The 18,503-nt window shown below is 64.3% G+C and carries 20 protein-coding genes; 8 read left to right on the plus strand and 12 right to left on the minus strand.

Going from position 1 to position 18,503, the window contains the following annotated elements; genetic code table 11:
- Nucleotides 1-233: 233 nt before the first annotated feature.
- From XH92_RS24840 to XH92_RS24855, 4 genes are all read right to left on the minus strand, one after another.
- Nucleotides 234-1,109, minus strand: coding sequence for a PCC domain-containing protein (locus XH92_RS24840; RefSeq protein ID WP_194454451.1), 876 nt, complete (start codon nucleotides 1,107-1,109; stop codon nucleotides 234-236).
- Nucleotides 1,110-1,113: 4 nt separating this feature from the next.
- Nucleotides 1,114-2,754, minus strand: coding sequence for an acyl-CoA synthetase (locus XH92_RS24845; protein WP_194454452.1), 1,641 nt, complete (start codon nucleotides 2,752-2,754; stop codon nucleotides 1,114-1,116).
- A gap of 245 nt (nucleotides 2,755-2,999) precedes the next feature.
- Nucleotides 3,000-3,401 (minus strand): SPW repeat protein, encoded by a 402-nt coding sequence (locus tag XH92_RS24850; protein WP_194454453.1) that lies wholly within the window; start codon nucleotides 3,399-3,401, stop codon nucleotides 3,000-3,002.
- A 182-nt stretch (nucleotides 3,402-3,583) separates the two neighbouring features.
- Nucleotides 3,584-4,528, minus strand: a complete 945-nt coding sequence (locus XH92_RS24855; RefSeq protein ID WP_194454454.1) for a tetratricopeptide repeat protein — start codon at nucleotides 4,526-4,528, stop codon at nucleotides 3,584-3,586.
- Between the two features lie 100 nt (nucleotides 4,529-4,628).
- Here XH92_RS24855 and XH92_RS24860 point away from each other — a divergent pair, with 100 nt between their 5' ends.
- The gene (locus XH92_RS24860; protein ID WP_194454455.1) at nucleotides 4,629-4,901 is read left to right on the plus strand and encodes a GNAT family N-acetyltransferase; all 273 of its coding nucleotides are present in this window, start codon (nucleotides 4,629-4,631) and stop codon (nucleotides 4,899-4,901) included.
- 14 nt (nucleotides 4,902-4,915) lie between these two features.
- Here XH92_RS24860 and XH92_RS24865 read toward each other — a convergent pair whose 3' ends face one another.
- Both XH92_RS24865 and XH92_RS24870 read right to left on the minus strand, forming a co-directional pair.
- Nucleotides 4,916-5,707: a fumarylacetoacetate hydrolase family protein gene (locus XH92_RS24865; RefSeq protein WP_194454456.1), complete on the minus strand. Its 792-nt coding sequence runs from the start codon at nucleotides 5,705-5,707 to the stop codon at nucleotides 4,916-4,918.
- 102 nt (nucleotides 5,708-5,809) lie between these two features.
- Entirely contained in the window at nucleotides 5,810-6,223 is a 414-nt protein-coding gene (locus tag XH92_RS24870; RefSeq protein ID WP_194454457.1) for a DUF3597 domain-containing protein, read from the minus strand.
- A gap of 288 nt (nucleotides 6,224-6,511) precedes the next feature.
- On the opposite strand from XH92_RS24870, the gene XH92_RS24875 reads away from it, so the two are divergent.
- Nucleotides 6,512-7,423 carry a DUF2189 domain-containing protein gene (locus XH92_RS24875; protein WP_194454458.1) on the plus strand — a complete coding sequence of 304 codons (912 nt, stop codon included), beginning with the start codon at nucleotides 6,512-6,514 and terminating at the stop codon, nucleotides 7,421-7,423.
- Nucleotides 7,424-7,655: 232 nt separating this feature from the next.
- On the plus strand, nucleotides 7,656-8,471 hold the full coding sequence (locus XH92_RS24880; protein WP_194454459.1) for a lytic transglycosylase domain-containing protein: 816 nt from the start codon (nucleotides 7,656-7,658) through the stop codon (nucleotides 8,469-8,471).
- Nucleotides 8,472-8,521: 50 nt separating this feature from the next.
- Here the strand turns inward: XH92_RS24880 and XH92_RS24885 are convergent, their stop codons facing one another.
- Together XH92_RS24885 and XH92_RS24890 are read right to left on the minus strand one after the other, a co-directional pair.
- Nucleotides 8,522-9,499, minus strand: a complete 978-nt coding sequence (locus XH92_RS24885) for an AraC family transcriptional regulator (RefSeq protein WP_194454460.1) — start codon at nucleotides 9,497-9,499, stop codon at nucleotides 8,522-8,524.
- 53 nt (nucleotides 9,500-9,552) lie between these two features.
- Nucleotides 9,553-9,978 (minus strand): DUF3574 domain-containing protein, encoded by a 426-nt coding sequence (locus XH92_RS24890; RefSeq protein ID WP_194454461.1) that lies wholly within the window; start codon nucleotides 9,976-9,978, stop codon nucleotides 9,553-9,555.
- A gap of 453 nt (nucleotides 9,979-10,431) precedes the next feature.
- Here XH92_RS24890 and XH92_RS24895 point away from each other — a divergent pair, with 453 nt between their 5' ends.
- Complete coding sequence (locus tag XH92_RS24895) at nucleotides 10,432-11,547, plus strand: AraC family transcriptional regulator (RefSeq protein ID WP_194454462.1); 1,116 nt, start codon at nucleotides 10,432-10,434, stop codon at nucleotides 11,545-11,547.
- A gap of 318 nt (nucleotides 11,548-11,865) precedes the next feature.
- Here the strand turns inward: XH92_RS24895 and XH92_RS24900 are convergent, their stop codons facing one another.
- On the minus strand, nucleotides 11,866-12,153 hold the full coding sequence (locus XH92_RS24900; RefSeq protein WP_194454463.1) for a hypothetical protein: 288 nt from the start codon (nucleotides 12,151-12,153) through the stop codon (nucleotides 11,866-11,868).
- Nucleotides 12,154-12,886: 733 nt separating this feature from the next.
- Here XH92_RS24900 and XH92_RS24905 point away from each other — a divergent pair.
- The 4 genes from XH92_RS24905 to XH92_RS24920 all read left to right on the plus strand — a co-directional run bounded on the left by XH92_RS24905 (nucleotide 12,887) and on the right by XH92_RS24920 (nucleotide 16,218).
- On the plus strand, nucleotides 12,887-13,039 hold the full coding sequence (locus XH92_RS24905; RefSeq protein WP_016846063.1) for a DUF1127 domain-containing protein: 153 nt from the start codon (nucleotides 12,887-12,889) through the stop codon (nucleotides 13,037-13,039).
- Between the two features lie 194 nt (nucleotides 13,040-13,233).
- On the plus strand, nucleotides 13,234-14,667 hold the full coding sequence (trmFO, locus tag XH92_RS24910; RefSeq protein ID WP_194454464.1) for a methylenetetrahydrofolate--tRNA-(uracil(54)-C(5))-methyltransferase (FADH(2)-oxidizing) TrmFO: 1,434 nt from the start codon (nucleotides 13,234-13,236) through the stop codon (nucleotides 14,665-14,667).
- A 5-nt stretch (nucleotides 14,668-14,672) separates the two neighbouring features.
- Nucleotides 14,673-15,776: a serine/threonine protein kinase gene (locus tag XH92_RS24915; RefSeq protein ID WP_194454465.1), complete on the plus strand. Its 1,104-nt coding sequence runs from the start codon at nucleotides 14,673-14,675 to the stop codon at nucleotides 15,774-15,776.
- A gap of 157 nt (nucleotides 15,777-15,933) precedes the next feature.
- The gene (locus XH92_RS24920) at nucleotides 15,934-16,218 is read left to right on the plus strand and encodes a DUF1488 family protein (protein WP_194454466.1); all 285 of its coding nucleotides are present in this window, start codon (nucleotides 15,934-15,936) and stop codon (nucleotides 16,216-16,218) included.
- On the opposite strand, the gene XH92_RS24925 is transcribed toward XH92_RS24920, so the two are convergent.
- The 3 genes from XH92_RS24925 to secF are packed head-to-tail and all read right to left on the minus strand — an operon-like array spanning nucleotide 16,215 to nucleotide 18,493.
- On the minus strand, nucleotides 16,215-17,078 hold the full coding sequence (locus tag XH92_RS24925) for a phytoene/squalene synthase family protein (protein WP_194454467.1): 864 nt from the start codon (nucleotides 17,076-17,078) through the stop codon (nucleotides 16,215-16,217). The genes XH92_RS24920 and XH92_RS24925 overlap by 4 nt on opposite strands.
- Nucleotides 17,075-17,458 carry an Mth938-like domain-containing protein gene (locus tag XH92_RS24930; RefSeq protein ID WP_194454468.1) on the minus strand — a complete coding sequence of 128 codons (384 nt, stop codon included), beginning with the start codon at nucleotides 17,456-17,458 and terminating at the stop codon, nucleotides 17,075-17,077. The genes XH92_RS24925 and XH92_RS24930 overlap by 4 nt, the downstream gene beginning before the upstream one ends.
- Nucleotides 17,459-17,464: 6 nt before the next feature.
- Entirely contained in the window at nucleotides 17,465-18,493 is a 1,029-nt protein-coding gene (gene secF, locus XH92_RS24935) for a protein translocase subunit SecF (protein ID WP_194454469.1), read from the minus strand.
- Nucleotides 18,494-18,503: the final 10 nt, after the last annotated feature.

Below are 18,503 nucleotides of genomic sequence, written 5' to 3' on the forward strand. Positions count from 1 at the left end.
GCTGGATCACCCGCGTGCGCGAAAGTGGGTGATGACCCTGGGTGCTTGGCTGTTTGACAGTTGAATCCGCTCTAAGTCCCGTCATCCTGAGGTGCGAGCGGAGCGAGCCTCGAAGGACGCACGGCCCGGCTGGTGGCCGTCGATCCTTCGAGACGCGCTTCGCGCTCCTCAGGATGACGGGATTAATTGTCGTCTTGTTGCACCGACCTGACCGCGACACTGTGCCCTGCCCCCTAAGGCTGCTCCGCCTCCTCCAGCACCTCGAGCACCAGCTCCATCGTCATCAGCACGGGATTGTCGCCGCGCACCAGGCGTCCCTCGGCGATACCGCCGAGATAGTCGACCAGCGCGACATCGAGACTGGCGCGCAGCCGGCGATTGGCGTCAAGCGCGATCTGCCCCGCGGTCACCGCAAGCTCGGTTGCGAACGGCACAACGCTGTGGCCGTCGCTGAAGACCGCGCCGATGGTCGAGCCGACCCCGCCATGTAGCCGCGCGCGCAGAATGCCGTGCTGGCGGCAAAAGCCTTCCAGCGTGCAGGCGAAATCCTGGTTCGGCCGCAGCCGCAACGCGAAGGCATGGCTGGTGGTCTTCGCACCCGCCGGCGCGCTTTCGACCGGACCGAACAGCTTGAAGTTGGTCTCGCTATCGGACTCGGCCAGGAACGTCGCGCCGTCGATCCCGAACGCGCTGACTTCGAACGGCTCGGCGACGATGGTTTCGTCCGGCAGCATGTGCCCGCCGTTGAAGCGGCCGTCGGCCTCGGTCCACAGGCCGTGGCAATGGAAGAAAGGCGCGCCGTCGCGCTCGCCGAAGGTCAGCGCCGCAAGCTTGAGCCGCGTCACGCCGTCGGGACGGAACGTGTCGCTGTAGAACGCAGCGTTGACGCCGTCCTTCGACAGCGCCGGCATCACATAGGCGAACGGCCCGAGCGCACCACCTGTGGCGCTTAGCACGCCGCCGGAAAATCCTTCCGCCGCAAAGCCGCGGCGCACCGCTTCGAGCAAGGGAATGCCGGCTTCCAGCACGAAGGAAAACGCGCGGCCGCGCGCGGCGACCCATTGGATGCGCTCAGAGACCGGAGTGCCAGGCTGGGCGATGCTGCGCATCGCCTCAATTGCCCGTCGATTTGGCGATCAGCTCGAGTAGCCCGCGCGCCTCGAGCTCGTCGCGGATCAGCCGCTTCGGCACCTTGCCGTAGCCGGACTTCGGCAGCGCCTCCCAGAAGAAGAAGCGTTTTGGCATCTTGTAGCGCGGCACCTTCGGCGCGAGATACGCCGCAAGCTCGGCCTCCGCAACCGCGTCCACACCCTCGCGCGCGACGCAGACGGCAATGCCGACCTCGCCCCAGAACGGATCGGGCACGCCGAGCACCGCGACCTCGCCGACCGCGGGATGCGTCAAGAGCTTCTCCTCGATCTCGCGCGGATAGATGTTGGAGCCGCCCGAGATGTACATGTCGGAGGCCCGGCCGGTGATGTAGACAAAGCCCTCCTCGTCCATGTGACCGAGGTCGCCGGTGCGGAACCAGCCGTCGCGGAACGCTTTCGCGTTGGCCTCGGGATTGTCGTAATAGCCGGCGAACACGCCGGGCCCGATCACGCAGATTTCGCCGGTCTCGTTCGCTTTCAGCTCGCGCCCGTCGTCGCCCTGGATCGAGACCTGCATGCCTGTTCGTTCGAAGCCGCAGGTGCCGATCCGCGCATGCGGGCCGTCCTCGGGATCGTGCAGGCCGGGCGGCAGCACCGTGATGTTGCCGGTGACTTCGCCAAGACCGAAATACTGCACCAGCACGCCGCCGAGCTTGGTCAGCGCGGCCTTCTGGTCCTCGCGGTACATCGGCGCGCCGGCATAGATGATGTAGCGCAGCGAGGAATGGTCGTGCTGGTCGGCGGCGGGATGCTCGACCATCATCTTCAGGATGGTCGGCACCGTGAACATGTTGCTGACGCGGTGCTTGGCGATCAGGCGGAACGCCTCGGCGATGTCGAATTTCTCCGACGGCAGCAGGATGGTCGGCACGCCGCGCGCCGTCTGCACCAGCTGATGCACGCCGGCGCCGTGCGACAGCGGCGCCACCACCAGCGAGGCGTCGTCCTCGGTGGTGCCGGGCATCAGGTCGGCCAGATGGTTGGTGATGACGAAGGCCATCTGGCCGTGGGTCAGGACCGCGGCCTTGGAGCGGCCGGTGGTGCCTGACGTGAAGAAGAACCAGCAGGGATCGTCGTACTCGACGGCAACGTTCTCGACCGCGGCGCCGGCATGTTTGGCGATGACGTCGCCAACCGTCGCCTCGCCAAACGTGCCCTCCTCGCCGATCCGCCAGACGAATTCGAGCGCGGGATTGGCGGCCGCCTTGGCGTGCTCGGGGAAGTCGGCGTGGCAGAGAAACGCCTTGGCGCCGGAGGCCGTCGCCAGATAGGCGACCTCGTCCGGCATCAGACGGAAATTGGTCGGCACCCAGACCGCGCCGAGCCGGAAGGCCGCGAACATCGACCAGAACATCTCGTCGCAGTTCTTGGAATGCACCAGGATGCGGTCGCCCTTGCCGATGCCGCGCGCGGCCAGCGCCGCCGCCAGCGCCGAGACGTTCTGATCGATATGACGCCACGACCAGGCCTTCTCGTTCCAGATGAAGCCGGGACGGTCGCCGTGGCGGCGGGCGTTCTGGGTCAGGAGGTAGGCGAGGTTCATCACCCGGCGCGACACCCGCGCGATCCCGCCGCGCGGCGCGGTCTCAGCCGACCCGCTCATTGCCGCCCCGCCGATACGCACAACAGACAGGGCAAGGTCGGAACGGTCATCGGATGTTTCCTCGGTCAGAACCGGGCGTCTTCAAGCGCCGCAAGGGGTTGATGCCACCCGGTTTATCGCCAAGCCGCCGCCCTCGGCAAGGCCCGACGACCGCGGCGCGACGATACCGCGCCGGCGGCTGCCAGCCCGACTATATTTGGCCCGAATACTTGCCCGAGACTTGGCCGAGACTTGGCCCTGGACCGCTACTGCGGATGCTTGGCCAGGTCCTGCTCGCTCAGGTTCCAGTCCTGCCAGAGCTGCAGTGCCCCGATCAGGGCCACCAGCCCGCCGAGCAGGATGTGCCAGAGCTGCAGCGTCTGGTCCTCCGAATAGCCGTAGATGTTGGGCGACGCGATCAGCCAGAGGCCGAGCGCGATGCTCGCCACCTCCTCCCAGCGATGCAAAGCGACATATTCGAGCTGGGCGAGGCCCAGCACCAGCATCCCGACCACGAAGCTGTTGAGCACCAAATGGCTGCGCTCGACATCGACGACGTCGCTGACCTGCATCGGAAACCAGGGCGAGACCATGATCAGCACGCCGAGCAGCATGCCGAGCCAGTCCTCCCAGGGGCGGTGTGTGCCGAAGAAACGATTGTCCGACATGACGAACCTCCTCGCGACAAGGGGCATACGTCAGCGGCCGGCCTCACCACTCCGTACCAAACGACCATCGGGCCGCATCACGGGCGTATGTCAGGGATCAATCCTAATCGAGTTGCATCGGCCCGCAAGGCCCGATCGGCGTATGTGCGATGCGGCAGGAGCGACGGCTACGGGCGCGGCCGTCAGCGCGTCCCACCGAGCCGGGCCAGCGCCTCCTTGGCGGTCTTCAGATCGGGCTGCAACTCCAGCGCCTTGCGGAAATCGGCTGCCGCGCCCGTCTTGTCGCCGAGCCGCAGCTTGGCCTGGCCGCGGTTGTTCCAGGAATAGACGTCGGCCGGATCGTATTGCAGCGCCTTGTCGTAATCGGCGAGCCCGCCCTTGTTGTCGCCCTGAAACAGCCGGATCATACCGCGGTTGCGCCAGCCGCGGGCGTCGGTCGGCGCCATCCTCACTGCCTCGCCGTAGTCCGCGGCGGCGCGATCGAGCTGCTCGGCATCGCGATAGACATTGCCGCGGTTGATATAGGCGAGCACGTTGGGCTCGAGCTTGATCTCGGCGGTGAAGTCGGCGATGGCATGCGCCGCGTCGTGCTTGCGGTAATAGACGAAGCCGCGATTGCCATAGGCCACAGAGAGTTGCGGGTTGTACTTGATGGCGAGGCTGAGGTCGGCCAGCGCGCGGTCGAGATCGCCCTTGTTGAGCCAGGCATCGCCGCGATTGTTGTAGGCCATCGCGAACGCCGGATCGATGCGGATCGCCTCGTCGTAGTCGGCGATGGCATGATCGAGATCCTGTTTGAAGGCGTAGACGCGGCCGCGATTGGTATAGGCGCAGGCAAAGGCGGGATCGAGCTCGATGGCCTCGTTGAGGTCGGCGAGCGCGGCGTCGAGCTCGCGCTTTTCGGTCAGTCCATGACCGCGGTTGCAATAGGCCCCGGCCAGCCGCCTCCCGGTCTGGGTCTTGCCGTCGATCACCGCCGTGCAGGCGGTGACGCGATCGCCTGGGGCCGTCGCGGCGCCGATGCAGGTCTGCCAGCTCGGATCATCGGCCGCAGCCGCTTTCGGGGGATTTGGCAGCGTCAACGCGGCGCCGAGCAATGCGGCGGTCAGGCAGGCAACAATGCGCATATCGTCAATCCACAAATGCCAATTTGCGGGTTGGTCGCAGCTTTGCACCGGCGGGTTCACGCGCTTAGATCATGGCGGGTGAATCAACCGGGATTTTGCGATGGCTGGCGTCCGCGACAACAAGGCCGAGAAGCGCTTCGAGCTCGATACCGAGGGCGGGCTTGCCTTTGCGAATTACCGGCGGACGCCCTCGGCGGTCATCATCACCCATACCGAGACACCGCGCGCCCTGCGCGGCCGCGGCATCGCGTCGGAGCTGGTCAAGGGAGCGCTGGAGCTTATCCGCGCCGACGGCCACAAGGTGATCGCCGGCTGCGGCTTCGTGGTGGACTACCTCGACAAGCATCCGGAATACGCGGATCTCGCCGGCTAACACCCTGCCCTTCGTCAGACGATCTTGATCGACATGTCGGGCAGGCCCTCGAGCTTGCAGAGCAGCACGTCGCCCTTGACCACCGGGCCGACATTCTCCGGCGTTCCGGAATAGATGATGTCGCCGGCCTTGAGCTCGAAGGCTTCGGAGAGCTTTGCGATCTGCTCGGCGACGCTCCAGATCATGTTCTTCAGATCCGAGCTCTGCCGCACCGTGCCGTTGACCGCGAGCAAGATCGCGCCTTGGGTGAAATGCCCGGTCTTATCGACCGGGTGGATCGGGCCGAGCACCGCGGCGTGGTCAAAACTCTTGCCGATCTCCCACGGCTTCTTCTCCGCGGCCATGCCGTTCTGCAAATCGCGCCGCGTCATGTCGAGGCCGAGCGCGTAGCCATAGACGTGATCGAGCGCCTTGTCGGCGGGGATGTTGCTGCCGCCGGACTTCAGCGCGGCGACCAGCTCGACCTCATGGTGATAGTTCTTGGTCAACGACGGATAGGGATGATCGGCAACCGTGCCGATCGCGACATTCTGGATCGCATCGGTCGGCTTCTGAAAGAAGAACGGGGGCTCGCGCGTCGGATCGGAGCCACGCTCGATCGCATGCGCGGCGTAGTTGCGGCCGATGCAGTAGATGCGGCGGACCTGGAATACCTCGGTGGCGCCGACGATCGGGATCGTCACGGCCGGGACCGGAAACATCGCCTTCGGCGCGGCCTCGGCATGGGCCGGCGCGGATTGTGCCGCGGCGCCGGCCAGTGCGAGGGCACCGGTCGCAAGCATCGTCCGGCGATCGAGATCAGTCATGAGCGTTCTCCTTCTTGTTCGCCGATCTATAGATGTTCGCCCGCGCGTAAAAAAGGGCCCGCGCTGGCGCGGGCCCTGGCCGTCTGCGGGAAGATGATCCCGTCAGTGCTTGATATCGGGCGGCAGCTTGCCGCCATTGGCCGCGAGCTTGGTCATCACCTGCTTGTGCAGCCAGATGTTCATGCTGGCGGAATCGTTGGTGTCGCCGGTGTAACCGAGCTCCTTGGCGAGCTCCTTGCGCGCCGACAGGCTGGAGTCGATGTCGAGCGCCTTCATCAGATCGACGATCGAGGTCCGCCACTCGAGCTTCTCGCCCTTCGCGGCAACAGCCTTGTCGAGGATGGGGGCCACGTCGACGGACTGAGCGGGCGCGGCACCGGCGGGTACCGCGGAAGGAGACGGCGATGCGCTACCGGATCCACCGGCGGGAGCTGCGCTTGTGGCCGTTCCGCCGGCGGGCGCAGCGCTGGCGCTACTGCCGAAGATCGCGCCCATGATTTTTCCGAAAATGCTCATCGTTCGCTCCCAAGAGAGTTGAGATGTGAAGGCCACACGGCAATGCGCCGGCTGACCGAGGTCGCAGTTGAAGTGTATCGCCCCCTCAATACCTTGCCAATGCGACATTCACTTAAGCGTGAGTGCTTTTGCCACGGTTTGGGAGTACCCTCACCAAACAGTTCGCGACACGGCCAGTTCCCTGCTCTGTCTTTCGCGTCTGGCTTGCTCGTGATCGCTTCGAGAGGCAGTACGTTTGTGCCCGCGCGCCGGGCGCAGAATGCGCCCGCCCAGAGGGAGACAACGACCATGGCCAGTCCATACCAAGGCAATGTCACATCGATGACGCAGAGCGGACAAGGCGCCGCATCTGCGCCGGTTATCCGCACCATCGGCCTGTCCGATTTGCATCTAGCGCTGCGTCTCGGCTGGGAAGACTTCAAGGCAGTCCCGAGCCACGCCATCATCCTGTGTCTGATCTATCCGGTGCTCGGCCTCGTGCTTGCGCGCACCGTGCACGGTTATTCCGTGCTGCCGTTGCTGTTTCCCCTGGCCGCAGGCTTTGCCCTGCTCGGCCCGTTTGCCGCCATCGGCCTCTACGAGATGAGCCGCCGCCGCGAGGACGGCGGGGAAGCTTCCGCATGGGACGCCATGGAGGTGTTCCGCTCGCCGTCATTCGGCGCGATGCTCGGGGTCGGAACGATCCTGTTCGCCCTGTTCGTGACCTGGATCGCGACCGCGCAGGCAATCTACACCGCGGTGTTCGGCTATGAGACCGCAGCCAACGTTCCCGATTTTGCCGAGCGCGTGCTCACCACTCCGCAGGGCTGGTGGTTGATCGTGGTCGGTTGCAGCGTCGGCTTCCTGTTCGCGTTGGTCGCGCTTTGCATCAGCGTGGTCGCCTTCCCCATGATGCTCGACCGCCAGGCAAGCGCCGGCGAAGCCATGGTGACGTCGATGCGCGCCGTCGCGCAGAACCCGGTGCCGATGGCGGCCTGGGGCCTGATCGTCGCGGTGTTGCTGGTGCTGGGCACGATCCCGTTCTTCCTCGGGCTTGCCGTGGTGATCCCGCTGCTCGGCCACGCCACCTGGCACCTCTATCGCGAGGTCATCGTCAAGGATCCGAACGCCCGGCCGGTGATCCCGGAGCCGCGCGAGCGCAAGCCCGCCGCCGACTTCCCGGCCAACCTGTTCCCGTGGCGGCGCAGCGATCGCGGATAAGCGCCGGCCCACCCGAGCTCGTAAACGCCAAAGCAACCGCCGGCCGATTATATTCGGCCGGCGGTTTGTCGTTCCGGATCGTCAAATGGGTGTGAAATTGGCGTGGCATTTGCAGCACTGCCTGAGATTTACGGCTCTTTCGCGAGCCTTGTTTTGGCCGCTGTTGCCGCGAACATACCCGCCGGCTTTCGCGACCAATCGATGACATCGCAGACTCCGGAGTGAATTGCTGATGACCTCTCGCTTTCCCTTTCGCGCCCTCGCCGCTGGCGCGTTGCTGTTGACCTCGACCGCCTCTGCGCTCGCCGCGCAATGCGGCACGGGCACGTTCGAGTCCTGGCTCGACGATTTCAAGAAGGAGGCTGTGACGAAGGGCATTTCGCAGAACGCGATCCAGGCCGGGTTGAATGGCGTCACACAGGACAAGGCGATCCTGGCGCGCGACCATTCGCAGCAGGTGTTCAGCCAGACCTTCGAACAGTTCTCCGGTCGCATGGTGCCGCCGCGGCTCAATCGCGGCTCCGACATGATGAAGCGCTACGGTTCGGTGCTGTCGCGAATCGAGGAATCCTACGGCGTGCCCGGCGAGATCCTGGTCGCGATCTGGGGGCTGGAGACCGATTTCGGCGTCAACACCGGCAAGTTTCCGACCCTGCGCTCGCTGGCGACCTTGGCCTATGATTGCCGCCGCTCCGACATGTTCAAGGCCGAGTTGATGGATGCGTTGCGCATCGTCGAGCGCGGCGATCTCGCTCCGCAGGAGATGCGCGGCGCCTGGGCCGGCGAGATCGGCCAGACCCAGTTCATGCCGTCGTCCTACATCAAGTTCGCGGTCGACTTCGACGGCAACGGCAAGCGCGACCTCCTGCACAACGTGCCTGACGTGCTGGCGTCGACGGCGAACTTCCTGAAGAGCTATGGCTGGAAGAAGGGCAAGGGCTGGGAGCCCGGCAGCGAGAATTTCGCGGTCATTCAGCAGTGGAACAAGAGCGAGGTGTACGCCAAGACGATCGGCTACTTCGCGACCCAGCTCGCCAAAGCGCCATAAGGTACGTCAAAGGGCCGACTGCCCCAGGCAATCGGCCTTTTTCGCCTTGATCAGCGGCGCAGCGATGCGGCGCGGATGTCCGACGGTGTTGCGCCGTAATACCGGCGAAACGTCCGATTGAAGTAGGACAGATCGCCGAATCCCGATTCAAACGCGATCGCGCCGATGGTGCTGTCGCTCCGGACCGGGTCCGTCAAGAGGCGATGCGCGCGCACCAGGCGCTGAGTCAGCACGAATTCCGAGAACGTCGTATCCACGCTTTCGAACAGTCTTTGGATGTAACGCGGCGTGAGCCGCAAGCGCGTCGCCACGGCGAGCAAGGTCAGATCGCCGTAGCTGAGATTCTCAGAGATGTCGGCCTTGAGCGCGGCGAACCGCGCGGCCGCCAGCCCTCGATCTTGCGCGACGGCCGTCCCATCCGGATTCGCGCCAACGACCAGCGACCCAAGGTCGATCAAATGGGTGACCACTGCATCGAGCAGTCCGGGTGTCGAAAGACGATATCCGTCGTCCAGTTTCCGAAGGTAAAGCGCGAGCAGCCGCAGTGCTTCCGTGTTCGATGGCAATGCGCGCATGAGCACGTCGTCGAGATTGGAGACCAGCGGCGCCAGCGCCTTGCGGGGCAGCCTGAGGCCGATGAAGCGGGTCGGCAATTGCGGGAGGACGGCCATGCGGCCGACTTCCGTACTGGACATCAGCACTGCTTCACCCGGGCCGATCTCAACCTCCCGACCGCGCTGCGATGCGTTCATGCCGCCGCTTGTTGCGATCGTCAGGACGAGGTCGTCAGTGCCGTCGAGCAGTTCGCGCGGTCTTACGACCCGCAGGTTGGTGCACGCCCAGGATCCGGTGCCAAGGCCGGGCAACTCACGCAACCTCGCTTCGGCATGGAATGCACCTTCGACCAGCGGCTCCGGCTCGAGCTTCATCACCAGCCGCCCGACCTGTTCCCGGAAAATCGCCAATCGATCTCGTTCGTCCCAATCAGCGGTCGAGAACCGAAATTCGATGATATCTTGCATTGTCATCGGTTCATCCTCGTCGGGGATGCGGCCGCCTACAGTCGGCTTACAGCGAGCGGTCAGAACGATGCGCAAGTGGTCGAGAGCGTGAGGCCAACCGACTGTTGATGAAAGCGCTGCCTGTATGCGGTGCTGATCTGTGTCAAGCGTGCCAAGGTCTCCGGGCTCTCGGCCGCGATGATGCGCACGACAAAGGACGGCTCGTGTGTGACCCGGCCGGTATCCGGGTCGCGCCATTGGCCAAAGGCCCTGAGCTGGGTCAATCCATCGGGGAAGCGCGGTGTCACCTCCCTCAGAAGGAAGTCCGACCACTGGGCGTCCGATACGCGGCCATGTCCGGCGATACGGCGTCCAAACAGCAGTTCGGCCTGCATCATCGCCTTGCCATTGATCAGCTGGCAGGACGTTGCCGCGCCTTCGGCGGCGGATGCGTTATTTCCCGCAACGAGGACCAGCCACACCGCGACATGGATCAGTGCGCGCATGAAGTTCGAGCCGTGAGCTTTACCACTCCGGTCGGCGACGTCTTGGAGGCTGCGGTCCGGTACACCATCCAGGCAAACGGTGACATTCCGAGGAACACGGCCAGTACGCCGATGATGCCCATGGCAAGCCCGACGTCGCCGGGCTGAACACGCAAAAGTAGCACCAAAATCACCAATATCCTTTTGCGAGCGAGTCAATATCGCGCTATGGAGTTTATTGACTTGTCCACCCGCCGGCTTGGACAGGCGCGACAACGCATTGGACGAAAACGACCTGGCGGGTCGGTATTTCAATTTGTATACGTTTCGGCCAATGGGACGTGCGTTCCACCTCGGACTGCCGCAGGGGCGAACCACGGATGGAGCATACCTAGGGCGCTTTAACACAGCCGAGTCATTGGCTAGAAGCCCGTGCGTCGCGTGCGGTTTTTGCCGCGGAACCGGGTCGCCTTCGTGAACCAGACGCGGCAAGTCGGCGACACCTATTGCGACAGCTTGAGTTTCCCGATGACCTCGACGGCCGACGACGTTGCACTTTCCAGGTTTTCCTTGGAAGATTTTGCCGAGCAGGACCGCATGGCCGCATGGCGTGATCTGTACGGCCGGCTGGTGCTGAATGCCGACCTCACGCCACTGCCGCATCATACTTTGCATGCGGACGTGACCGTGCGGATGCTGCCCGGGTTGTCCATCACGTCGGCCAGCATGTCGGCGTTTCGCTACGAGCGGGGGGCCGAACTGTTGGCGGATGGCAACGACGGGCTTGTCCTGGTGATGGGTTCGCACGATGCCAGGATGGTGCAGCGTGGATGCGAGGTCACGTGGAGCGCCGGCGACGGGCTGTTGGTCAGCTCGGCGGATCCGGTCGCGATGGTCTGCCCCGCCCCGGCGAAGATTCTGTGCCTTCACGTTCCACGGCCGGCGCTGGCGCCGCTGGTGAGCAGCGTCGATTCCTCCGTGATGCAGCCTATTGCGCACTCCACCGAAGCGCTCAAATTGTTGGTGAGCTATGTTGGGGCGCTGCAGGAGGATTATGCGCTTGCCACGCCTCAGCTACGGCACCACGTGGCCTCGCATGTGCACGATCTGATCGCTGTGGCGCTCGGCGCAACGAGAGACGCCGCGGCCCTTGCCCATGGGCGTGGCGTCCGCGCGGCGCGACTGCGTGCCATCAAAGCCGATATCATCGACCATCTCAATCATGGTAATCTCACGGTCGCGGCAGTAGCGCGGCGGCACGCCGTCACCCCGCGTCAAGTGCAACGGATGTTTGAAGACGACGGGACCACATTTTCACAATTCGTGCTCGGGCACCGTCTCGCGCGAGCGCATCGATTGCTCGTCAATCCGCGCTACGCCGATCGGCCTGTGAGCGCCGTCGCCTTTGAGGTCGGTTTCGGCGACGTGTCGTATTTCAACCGCACCTTTCGCCGGCAATACGGAGCGCCCCCCTCGGACGTGCGTGAATCGGCGCGAAGCGGGCCGATCAACGGCACTCCATCCGGAACACGTGAGGGGCATTCGATCGGGGCGCTCGCGCGGCGCGATGGCGCCCGCCCGCCGGAATAGCACGATTACATCGAGCGTTTGTCGCGGGCGAGACACCGCGCTTTTGGCAATCCGCAGCATGGACGGGCGGGTCTTCAGATTGCCCAAGTTGGTCGACCAATACGGCAGGCTCCGTTACCACACGCATCGAGGTCGGCTATTTCGCCACCCAACTCGCCATGGCGCCATAGAGCGAAGCACGTAACCGGCCGCTTCGATAAGTTTCGAAGCGTGACTGCAAGCAGTGGTTTTTCTGATTCAATCCGAACCGATCACGCGCCACCCAAACCAAAGGGCCGATCGCCCCAGGCAATCGGCCCCTATGCCATGATCAAAAGCTTACTTCGCCATGCTGGCTTCAGCAGCCTTGCCGAGGTGCTCGCCGCACGCGCCCCACTTGTTGTTCAGCATCGCGTCCTGGGCCAGCGAGACTTCCTTCTCCGCCGCGAATTTGACCTCATTGTCGGCCATGGCTTCGACGGCAGCTTCAGTCTTGCCGAAATTGGCACCGCTGCAGCCGACGCCCATGTGATGCCGATGAGCGGCCTGCGCGGGAGCAGCGACAGCGTAAGCAACGGCAGCCATCGTGGCTGCGGCGATGAATGTTTTAATCATGGGATGATCCATCTCTTGTTCTTGGACAGATCCCTGCGTGATTGCGGAATCTGCAGCGCAATTATTCGCTGTTCCCGGCGCCGTTCAGAATGAACTTCGCGCGATACGAATGTGATCGGCGCTGCACGCGGATCGCGCATGCGTTGCATAGTGTTTCGATTACATGTCGGTAAGGAAGCGGCGCCGCATTAGCATTGCCGCTCGCGTTCACTTCAATCGGTACGCATTTCCGGTAATCAGCAAAGCTTCCGGCGCGACATCTTTCTGCTGATCGAAACCCGAACGGGCGGCTTTGCCGTAATACCGTGCAAGTCAATGCGACTGATTGACGCTCTACGGATTAGAGCGGCTGAAGGACGATAAAATGAACTAATAATCATTTCAACGCCGATCCGCTGCATGCGAATCACGCATGGAACACATCGCTGTGATCCGATGCTCAAGCGGCCATTCCAGCTTGATTAGGCGGTCTTTAATTACCAGATAACGGCCAAGGGAAAGTAGGTTGAGTTCTCCTAACAAGCTGATTTCTAGACAGTTTTGTTCGAGTGCGCAACGCCCGTGGAACTTCTGTTGCCAGCCCCGCCTCCCACCCCGCAAACGGTTAACCGGAACTTACCGCCGCCATGCGTTTTGAGCCTAGCTGCATCGCAACATCGGAACTACCGCACTGCACTATATCATCTATATTCACTTCAACGATGAGGCTTTGGAAAAGCTGAATCTGAACTACTAGGAGACTACCATGTTGCTCTCGCTCATCCGCATGATCCAGGCTTTCCGGGATTATCAGCGCAATGTCAGCGAACTGTCCCAGCTCAGCGATCGTGAACTGGCCGATATCGGCCTCGACCGCTCGGACATTCCGCGCGTTGCCGCCGGTACCTACAACGGCTAATCGGCCGCAAGCCATCTGATGAACGGATAACGCCCGCTTCCACAGCGGGCGTTCTCGTTTTCAGAGCCCTTTCCGAAACAACCCGGGCCTGGTCCGCCGACGCGCTCTCAGGACGCGAACCGGTATCCTCTTCAGCTGAGGGCGCTTTGGCGGTTTCAGATGCATAGGCGATCAAAACGCGCTAACGCTGCGCGATGACACCGCATCAATCCTCTTCCCAACCCGTGCACATCGTGGGCGCGGGGCTCGCCGGCTCGGAAGCCGCCTGGCAGGTCGCCAACTCTGGCGTCCGTGCCGTCCTGCACGAAATGCGCCCGCACCGCATGACCGAGGCGCACCGGACCGAAGGCTGTGCCGAACTGGTCTGCTCGAATTCCTTCCGCTCCGACGACGCCGCCAACAACGCGGTCGGGCTGCTGCACGCCGAGATGCGGCGGCTGGGCTCGCTCATCATGCGCTCGGCCGATGCCAACCAGGTGCCGGCCGGCGGCGCGCTGGCGGTCGACCGCGACGGCTTCTCTGCTGCCGTCACCAAAGCACTGAACGAACACCCGCTGATCGAGATCAGCCGCGAGGAAGTCGCAGGACTCCCGCCGGCCGACTGGAGCAACGTGATCGTTGCCACTGGTCCCCTCACCTCCGCGCCGCTCGCCGACGCCATCAGGCAGCTCACAGACGAGAACGCGCTGGCGTTCTTCGACGCGATCGCGCCGATCGTGCACAAGGATTCCATCGACATGTCGGTGGCCTGGTTTCAGTCGCGCTACGACAAGGTCGGTCCCGGTGGCACCGGCGCCGACTACATCAACTGCTCGATGACCAAGGAGCAATATGACGGCTTCGTCGCCGCATTGCTCGACGGCGAGAAGGTCGACTTCAAGGATTGGGAGACCAACACGCCCTATTTCGACGGCTGCCTGCCGGTCGAGGTGATGGCCGAACGCGGCCACGAGACGCTGCGCCACGGCCCGATGAAGCCGGTCGGATTGACCAATCCGCACGATCCGACGGTCAAGCCATATGCGATCGTCCAGCTGCGGCAGGACAACAAGCTCGGCACGCTCTACAACATCGTCGGTTTCCAGACCAAGCTGAAGCATGGCGCGCAGCAGCGCGTGTTCCGCACCATCCCGGGCCTCGAGAACGCGGAATTCGCCCGCCTCGGCGGCCTGCACCGCAATACATTCCTGAATTCGCCGAAGCTGCTCGATGGCCAGCTGCGCCTGCGCGCGCAGCCGCGGCTGCGTTTCGCCGGCCAGATGACCGGCTGCGAGGGTTACGTCGAGTCGGCCAGCGTCGGCCTGATTGCCGGCCTCTGCGCCGCCGCCGACATGCGCGGCACCGCGCTGACGCCGCCGCCTGCCACCACCGCGCTCGGCGCGCTGCTCGGCCATATCACCGGCGGCCATATCGAAACCATCGACGCAGGCTCGCGCTCGTTCCAGCCGATGAACATCAATTTCGGCCTGTTCCCGCCGCTGGCCAGTGCTCCGACCAAGAAGCCGGACGGCTCGCGGCTGCGCGGCAACGAGAAGACCGTCGCCAAGAAGCAGGCGATCAGCGCGCGGGCACTTACCGACCTCGACCAGTGGATCGCAGAGCACCTGCGCGTTGCGGCAGCGGCCTGACCGTCATGAGCTTGCCGAAAGACGACGACGCCACCCTGTCGGCGCGATGGAGCCAGGGCGTACTGCTCAAGCGCGACGTGTTCTCGACCGTCGAGCGCGGCCGTTTCCGGTCCGATGACGGCGAGGTCGAGGGCGTGCTGCGCCGCCTCGATCAGGTGCCGTTCTGGTCGTTTGGCGTAGCGCTGCACCTGTTCTCGCGCGAACGCCGCGCGCTGGCCTTGGCGCGCGATCTCGACGTCGGCCCCAGGCTGTTGTGGGCAGGCAGGCGCGCGCTGGTGCGCGGCTTCATCGATGGCGCGGCGCTGCATCTGGCGAAGCCGCATGGCGACGTCGCCTATTTCCGCTCCGCCAAGGCTGCGTTGCGCAAGCTGCATCGCGCCGGCATCTGCCACAACGACCTCGCCAAGGAGCAGAACTGGCTGGTCGGCCGCGACGGCCGCGCCTATCTCACCGACTTCCAGCTAGCTGCCTGCTTCAAGACCCGAAGCCGGCTGTTCCGCATCGCGGCCTATGAGGATCTGCGGCATCTGCTGAAGCACAAGCGCAGCTACGCGCCGGAGGCGCTGACGCCGAAGGAGCGCAAGGTGCTCGCGAAGAAATCCGCGGTCGCCAGCGTCTGGCTCAAGACCGGCAAGAAGGTCTATCAAGCGATCACCCGCGGCATCTTCAATTTCACCGACCGCGAGGGCGGCGGAAGGCGACTGGTCAACGACGCACCGGTGCTGGTGGATCTGATCCGCAGGAATCCTGAGGTGCGCGACACCGCGATCGTGGCCTTTGCCGACCGGCGCGTCGGCGTCGGGCTCTACGCCTTCGTCGAGGCGGACCAGTCCGCGCTGGAAAGAACGCTGCGCAACGAGCTTGCCGCGGCCCGGGGCGTCAAGCCGCCGGAGCACATCCAGATCGTGCACGCACTGCCGCGCGATGCCGCCGGCAAGCCGCGCACCGAAATCCTGCAGCTCGTCGCCATGAACCAGATCGACCTGATCGAGCCGATGATGCGCAGCGACGCCGACCGCGAGTTCCTCAAGGACATCCTCGAGCAACGCAAGAACCTGCGCGACCGCTTCAATTTCGAGGTCGCCGAGATGGATCGGCCGGCGCGCTAGGGCGCGATGAAGGTGGATTTATCAACGCCGCGCTTCGCTTCCTGTTCGAGCATGATCTTCGCAAAAGACGCTGCGCACTTCCGGGCGCGCAGCCCTCGACAAACGCGGCGCGAAGCCCCACTCTTTGCGAGGCTAGCGCGCTCAAGGGACAAGTCTAATGCCACTCACCCGTGGCCGTATCGGGGGATATGATTCCGAACGCCTGGCGTTCGGCTTCACCATGATGAACGGCGACCAGGAAATCGAATGCCAGATCAGCGACGCCGCCATGGACGAGCTCGCCGGCACACGTGGAACCGCGAGCATGGCGCGACAGGCGCAATTCGTTGCGCTACGCGATGCCGTCGAGCAAATCGCATCCGACATTTATGACAGCAGCCCGGTGGTCAGGGGCGCGACGATCCGGATCTTCACCAAGCACATCTCGAAAGAGAGTAGCTAGCTTCCGAACTCTTCGGTGCGCGCGGCTCGCCACAACGTCCAGAGCGTGCGCAAGCGAGAGACCGGCTTCGGCAGGAACGGATCGTAGTCGGCCGTCCTCGCCCGGTTCAGCTCGCGCCTGACATGGGCGAGCGGCAGGAAGATCGGCCGCACGCCGGACGGCACATCCGCAAGCAGCCCGAATGCGGTCTTGAGATGACCCTGCGCCTCGTCCGCAAGCTGGTCGATCGCAGCGCGGATGTTCGGCGTGGGCTTGCCGGCAAACGCCTCCTCCTTGCTGCTGCCGTGCTGCTGCAGGAGCTCCAGTGGCAGAAACAGCTGCTGCCGCGACGCGTCGCGGCCGAGCGCCACGATGACCTGCGCCATGCCCTGGGCAAGGCCCGCATGACGGGCCAGGTGATCGATCGCTTCCGATGGCCGCGCCACCACGCGCGTGGCCTGCGAGAACAGCACTGAGGCCGTGGCGTCGAGATAGCCCTCGAGTGCGGCCAGCGTCGGCATCGGGTCGTTGTAGAGATCGAACTGATGCTCCTCGACCAGCTGCGAGAATGGCGAGACCGGCAAGCGGTGATTGCGGATCGCATACAGTAGTTCTGCCGCGACCGGATTGCCCTCGACGCCGCCGTGTCCGGCGCCGGCCAGCATATCGGTCCACCATTGCAGCCGCATCTCGCCGGGCAGCGGCTGGCTGACCTGCTCGTGCACGCGCGAGACCTCGATGTTGAAGGCGTAGATCGCAAGCAGCGCGCGGCGCTCCGGACCCGGCAGGAACAAGGTCGACGCGTAGCGCACGAAGTCGTGGGTCCGCACCAGATCGGCGCAGAAGGCCGCGCCGTCCTTCGGCGCCTCGGTCGCGCTCATGGCACCGCGATCAGCGCCGCCGCGACCCGGCGCCGCTCACCCAGCATGATGTTGTAGGTGCGGATCGCAGGGCCCGTCTGCATGGGGTCGAGCACCACCCGCACCGCGCGCAGGGCCTCGCGGAGGCCCTTCGGCGGCACCCAGACCTCGGTGCCGCTGCCGACGATCAACGTGTCGATCGCATTGGCGGCCGCGAATACCTTTTGCAGCGAATATTCGTCGATCTCCTGCGGCCGCGTGACCGGCCAGGCCCAGATCGAGTCCGGCAGGCACAGCAGCGAGCCGCGGTGCGACATATCGGCAAACGCGAAGCCGCCCTTGCCGTAGGCCTCGATCGGCGCCGACCTCGGAAGATGGGGAGCGTCCGAGGGATTGCTCATGGCCGGCTACTTCTTGGCTGCCGCGTTCGGCTTCTTCTCCGATTCATCGTCGGCGGCGTCGCGCCTCGTTGTGCCGACGCCGAGATAGATCAGAATCGGTGCCGCAATGAAAATCGACGTATAGGTGCCGACCAGCACCACGCCGAACATCATCACCGCGGTGAAGCTGTGGATCGCCTGGCCGCCGAACAGGAGCAGCGCGAGCAGCGCGAGGGTGACGGTGACGTGGGTGATGATCGAGCGCGACAGCGTCGAGTTGATCGATTCGTTGAGCAGCTGCGGCATCGGCATCTTCTTGTAGCGCCGCAGCATCTCGCGGATACGGTCGTAGATGACGACGGTATCGTTGAGCGAGTAACCGAGAATCGTCAGCAGCGCCGCGATGCTGGTGAGGTCGAAGTCGACCTGGCTGATCGACATGAAGCCGATCGTCAGCACGATGTCGTGGACGTTGGCGATCATGGCGCCGAGCGCGAACTGCCACTCGAACCGGAACCAGAGATAGATCAGGATGCCGACGATCGCGAGCATCAGACCGAGCATGCCGTAGGCAAGCAATTCGCCGGAGACGCGCGGTCCCACCACCTCGACGCGGCGGTAGTCGACGGAATCGCCGAGCGCGCCCCGCACCTTCGTCACTGCGTCCTGTTGCGCCTGGTCGCCGCCGGGCTGCTCCGCGACGCGGATCAGGACTTCGGCCGGACCTCCGAACTGCTGCAGCTGCACTTCGCCGAGGCCAAGCCCGTTCAAGGTCGTGCGCATCGCTGCGATGTCGGCCGTGCCGGACTTGGCCCGCACCTCCAGCAGCGTGCCGCCCTTGAAGTCGATGCCGAAGTTCAGGCCGTGGGTGAAGAACAGCGTGATGGCAAGGATCGAGAGCAGCGCCGAGATCGGAAAGCTGATGCGGCGGAAGCGCGTGAAGTCGAAATGCGTGTCGTCGGGCACGATGCGCAGCGACGGCATCAGCCCGAGCGCCGCGACCACGGTGAGCACGGCGATCAGGATGCCAAGGCCAATGAGAACAGTATGAGTCACAACAGGCCTC

Source organism: Bradyrhizobium sp. CCBAU 53421, assembly GCF_015291625.1.
Taxonomy (GTDB): domain Bacteria; phylum Pseudomonadota; class Alphaproteobacteria; order Rhizobiales; family Xanthobacteraceae; genus Bradyrhizobium.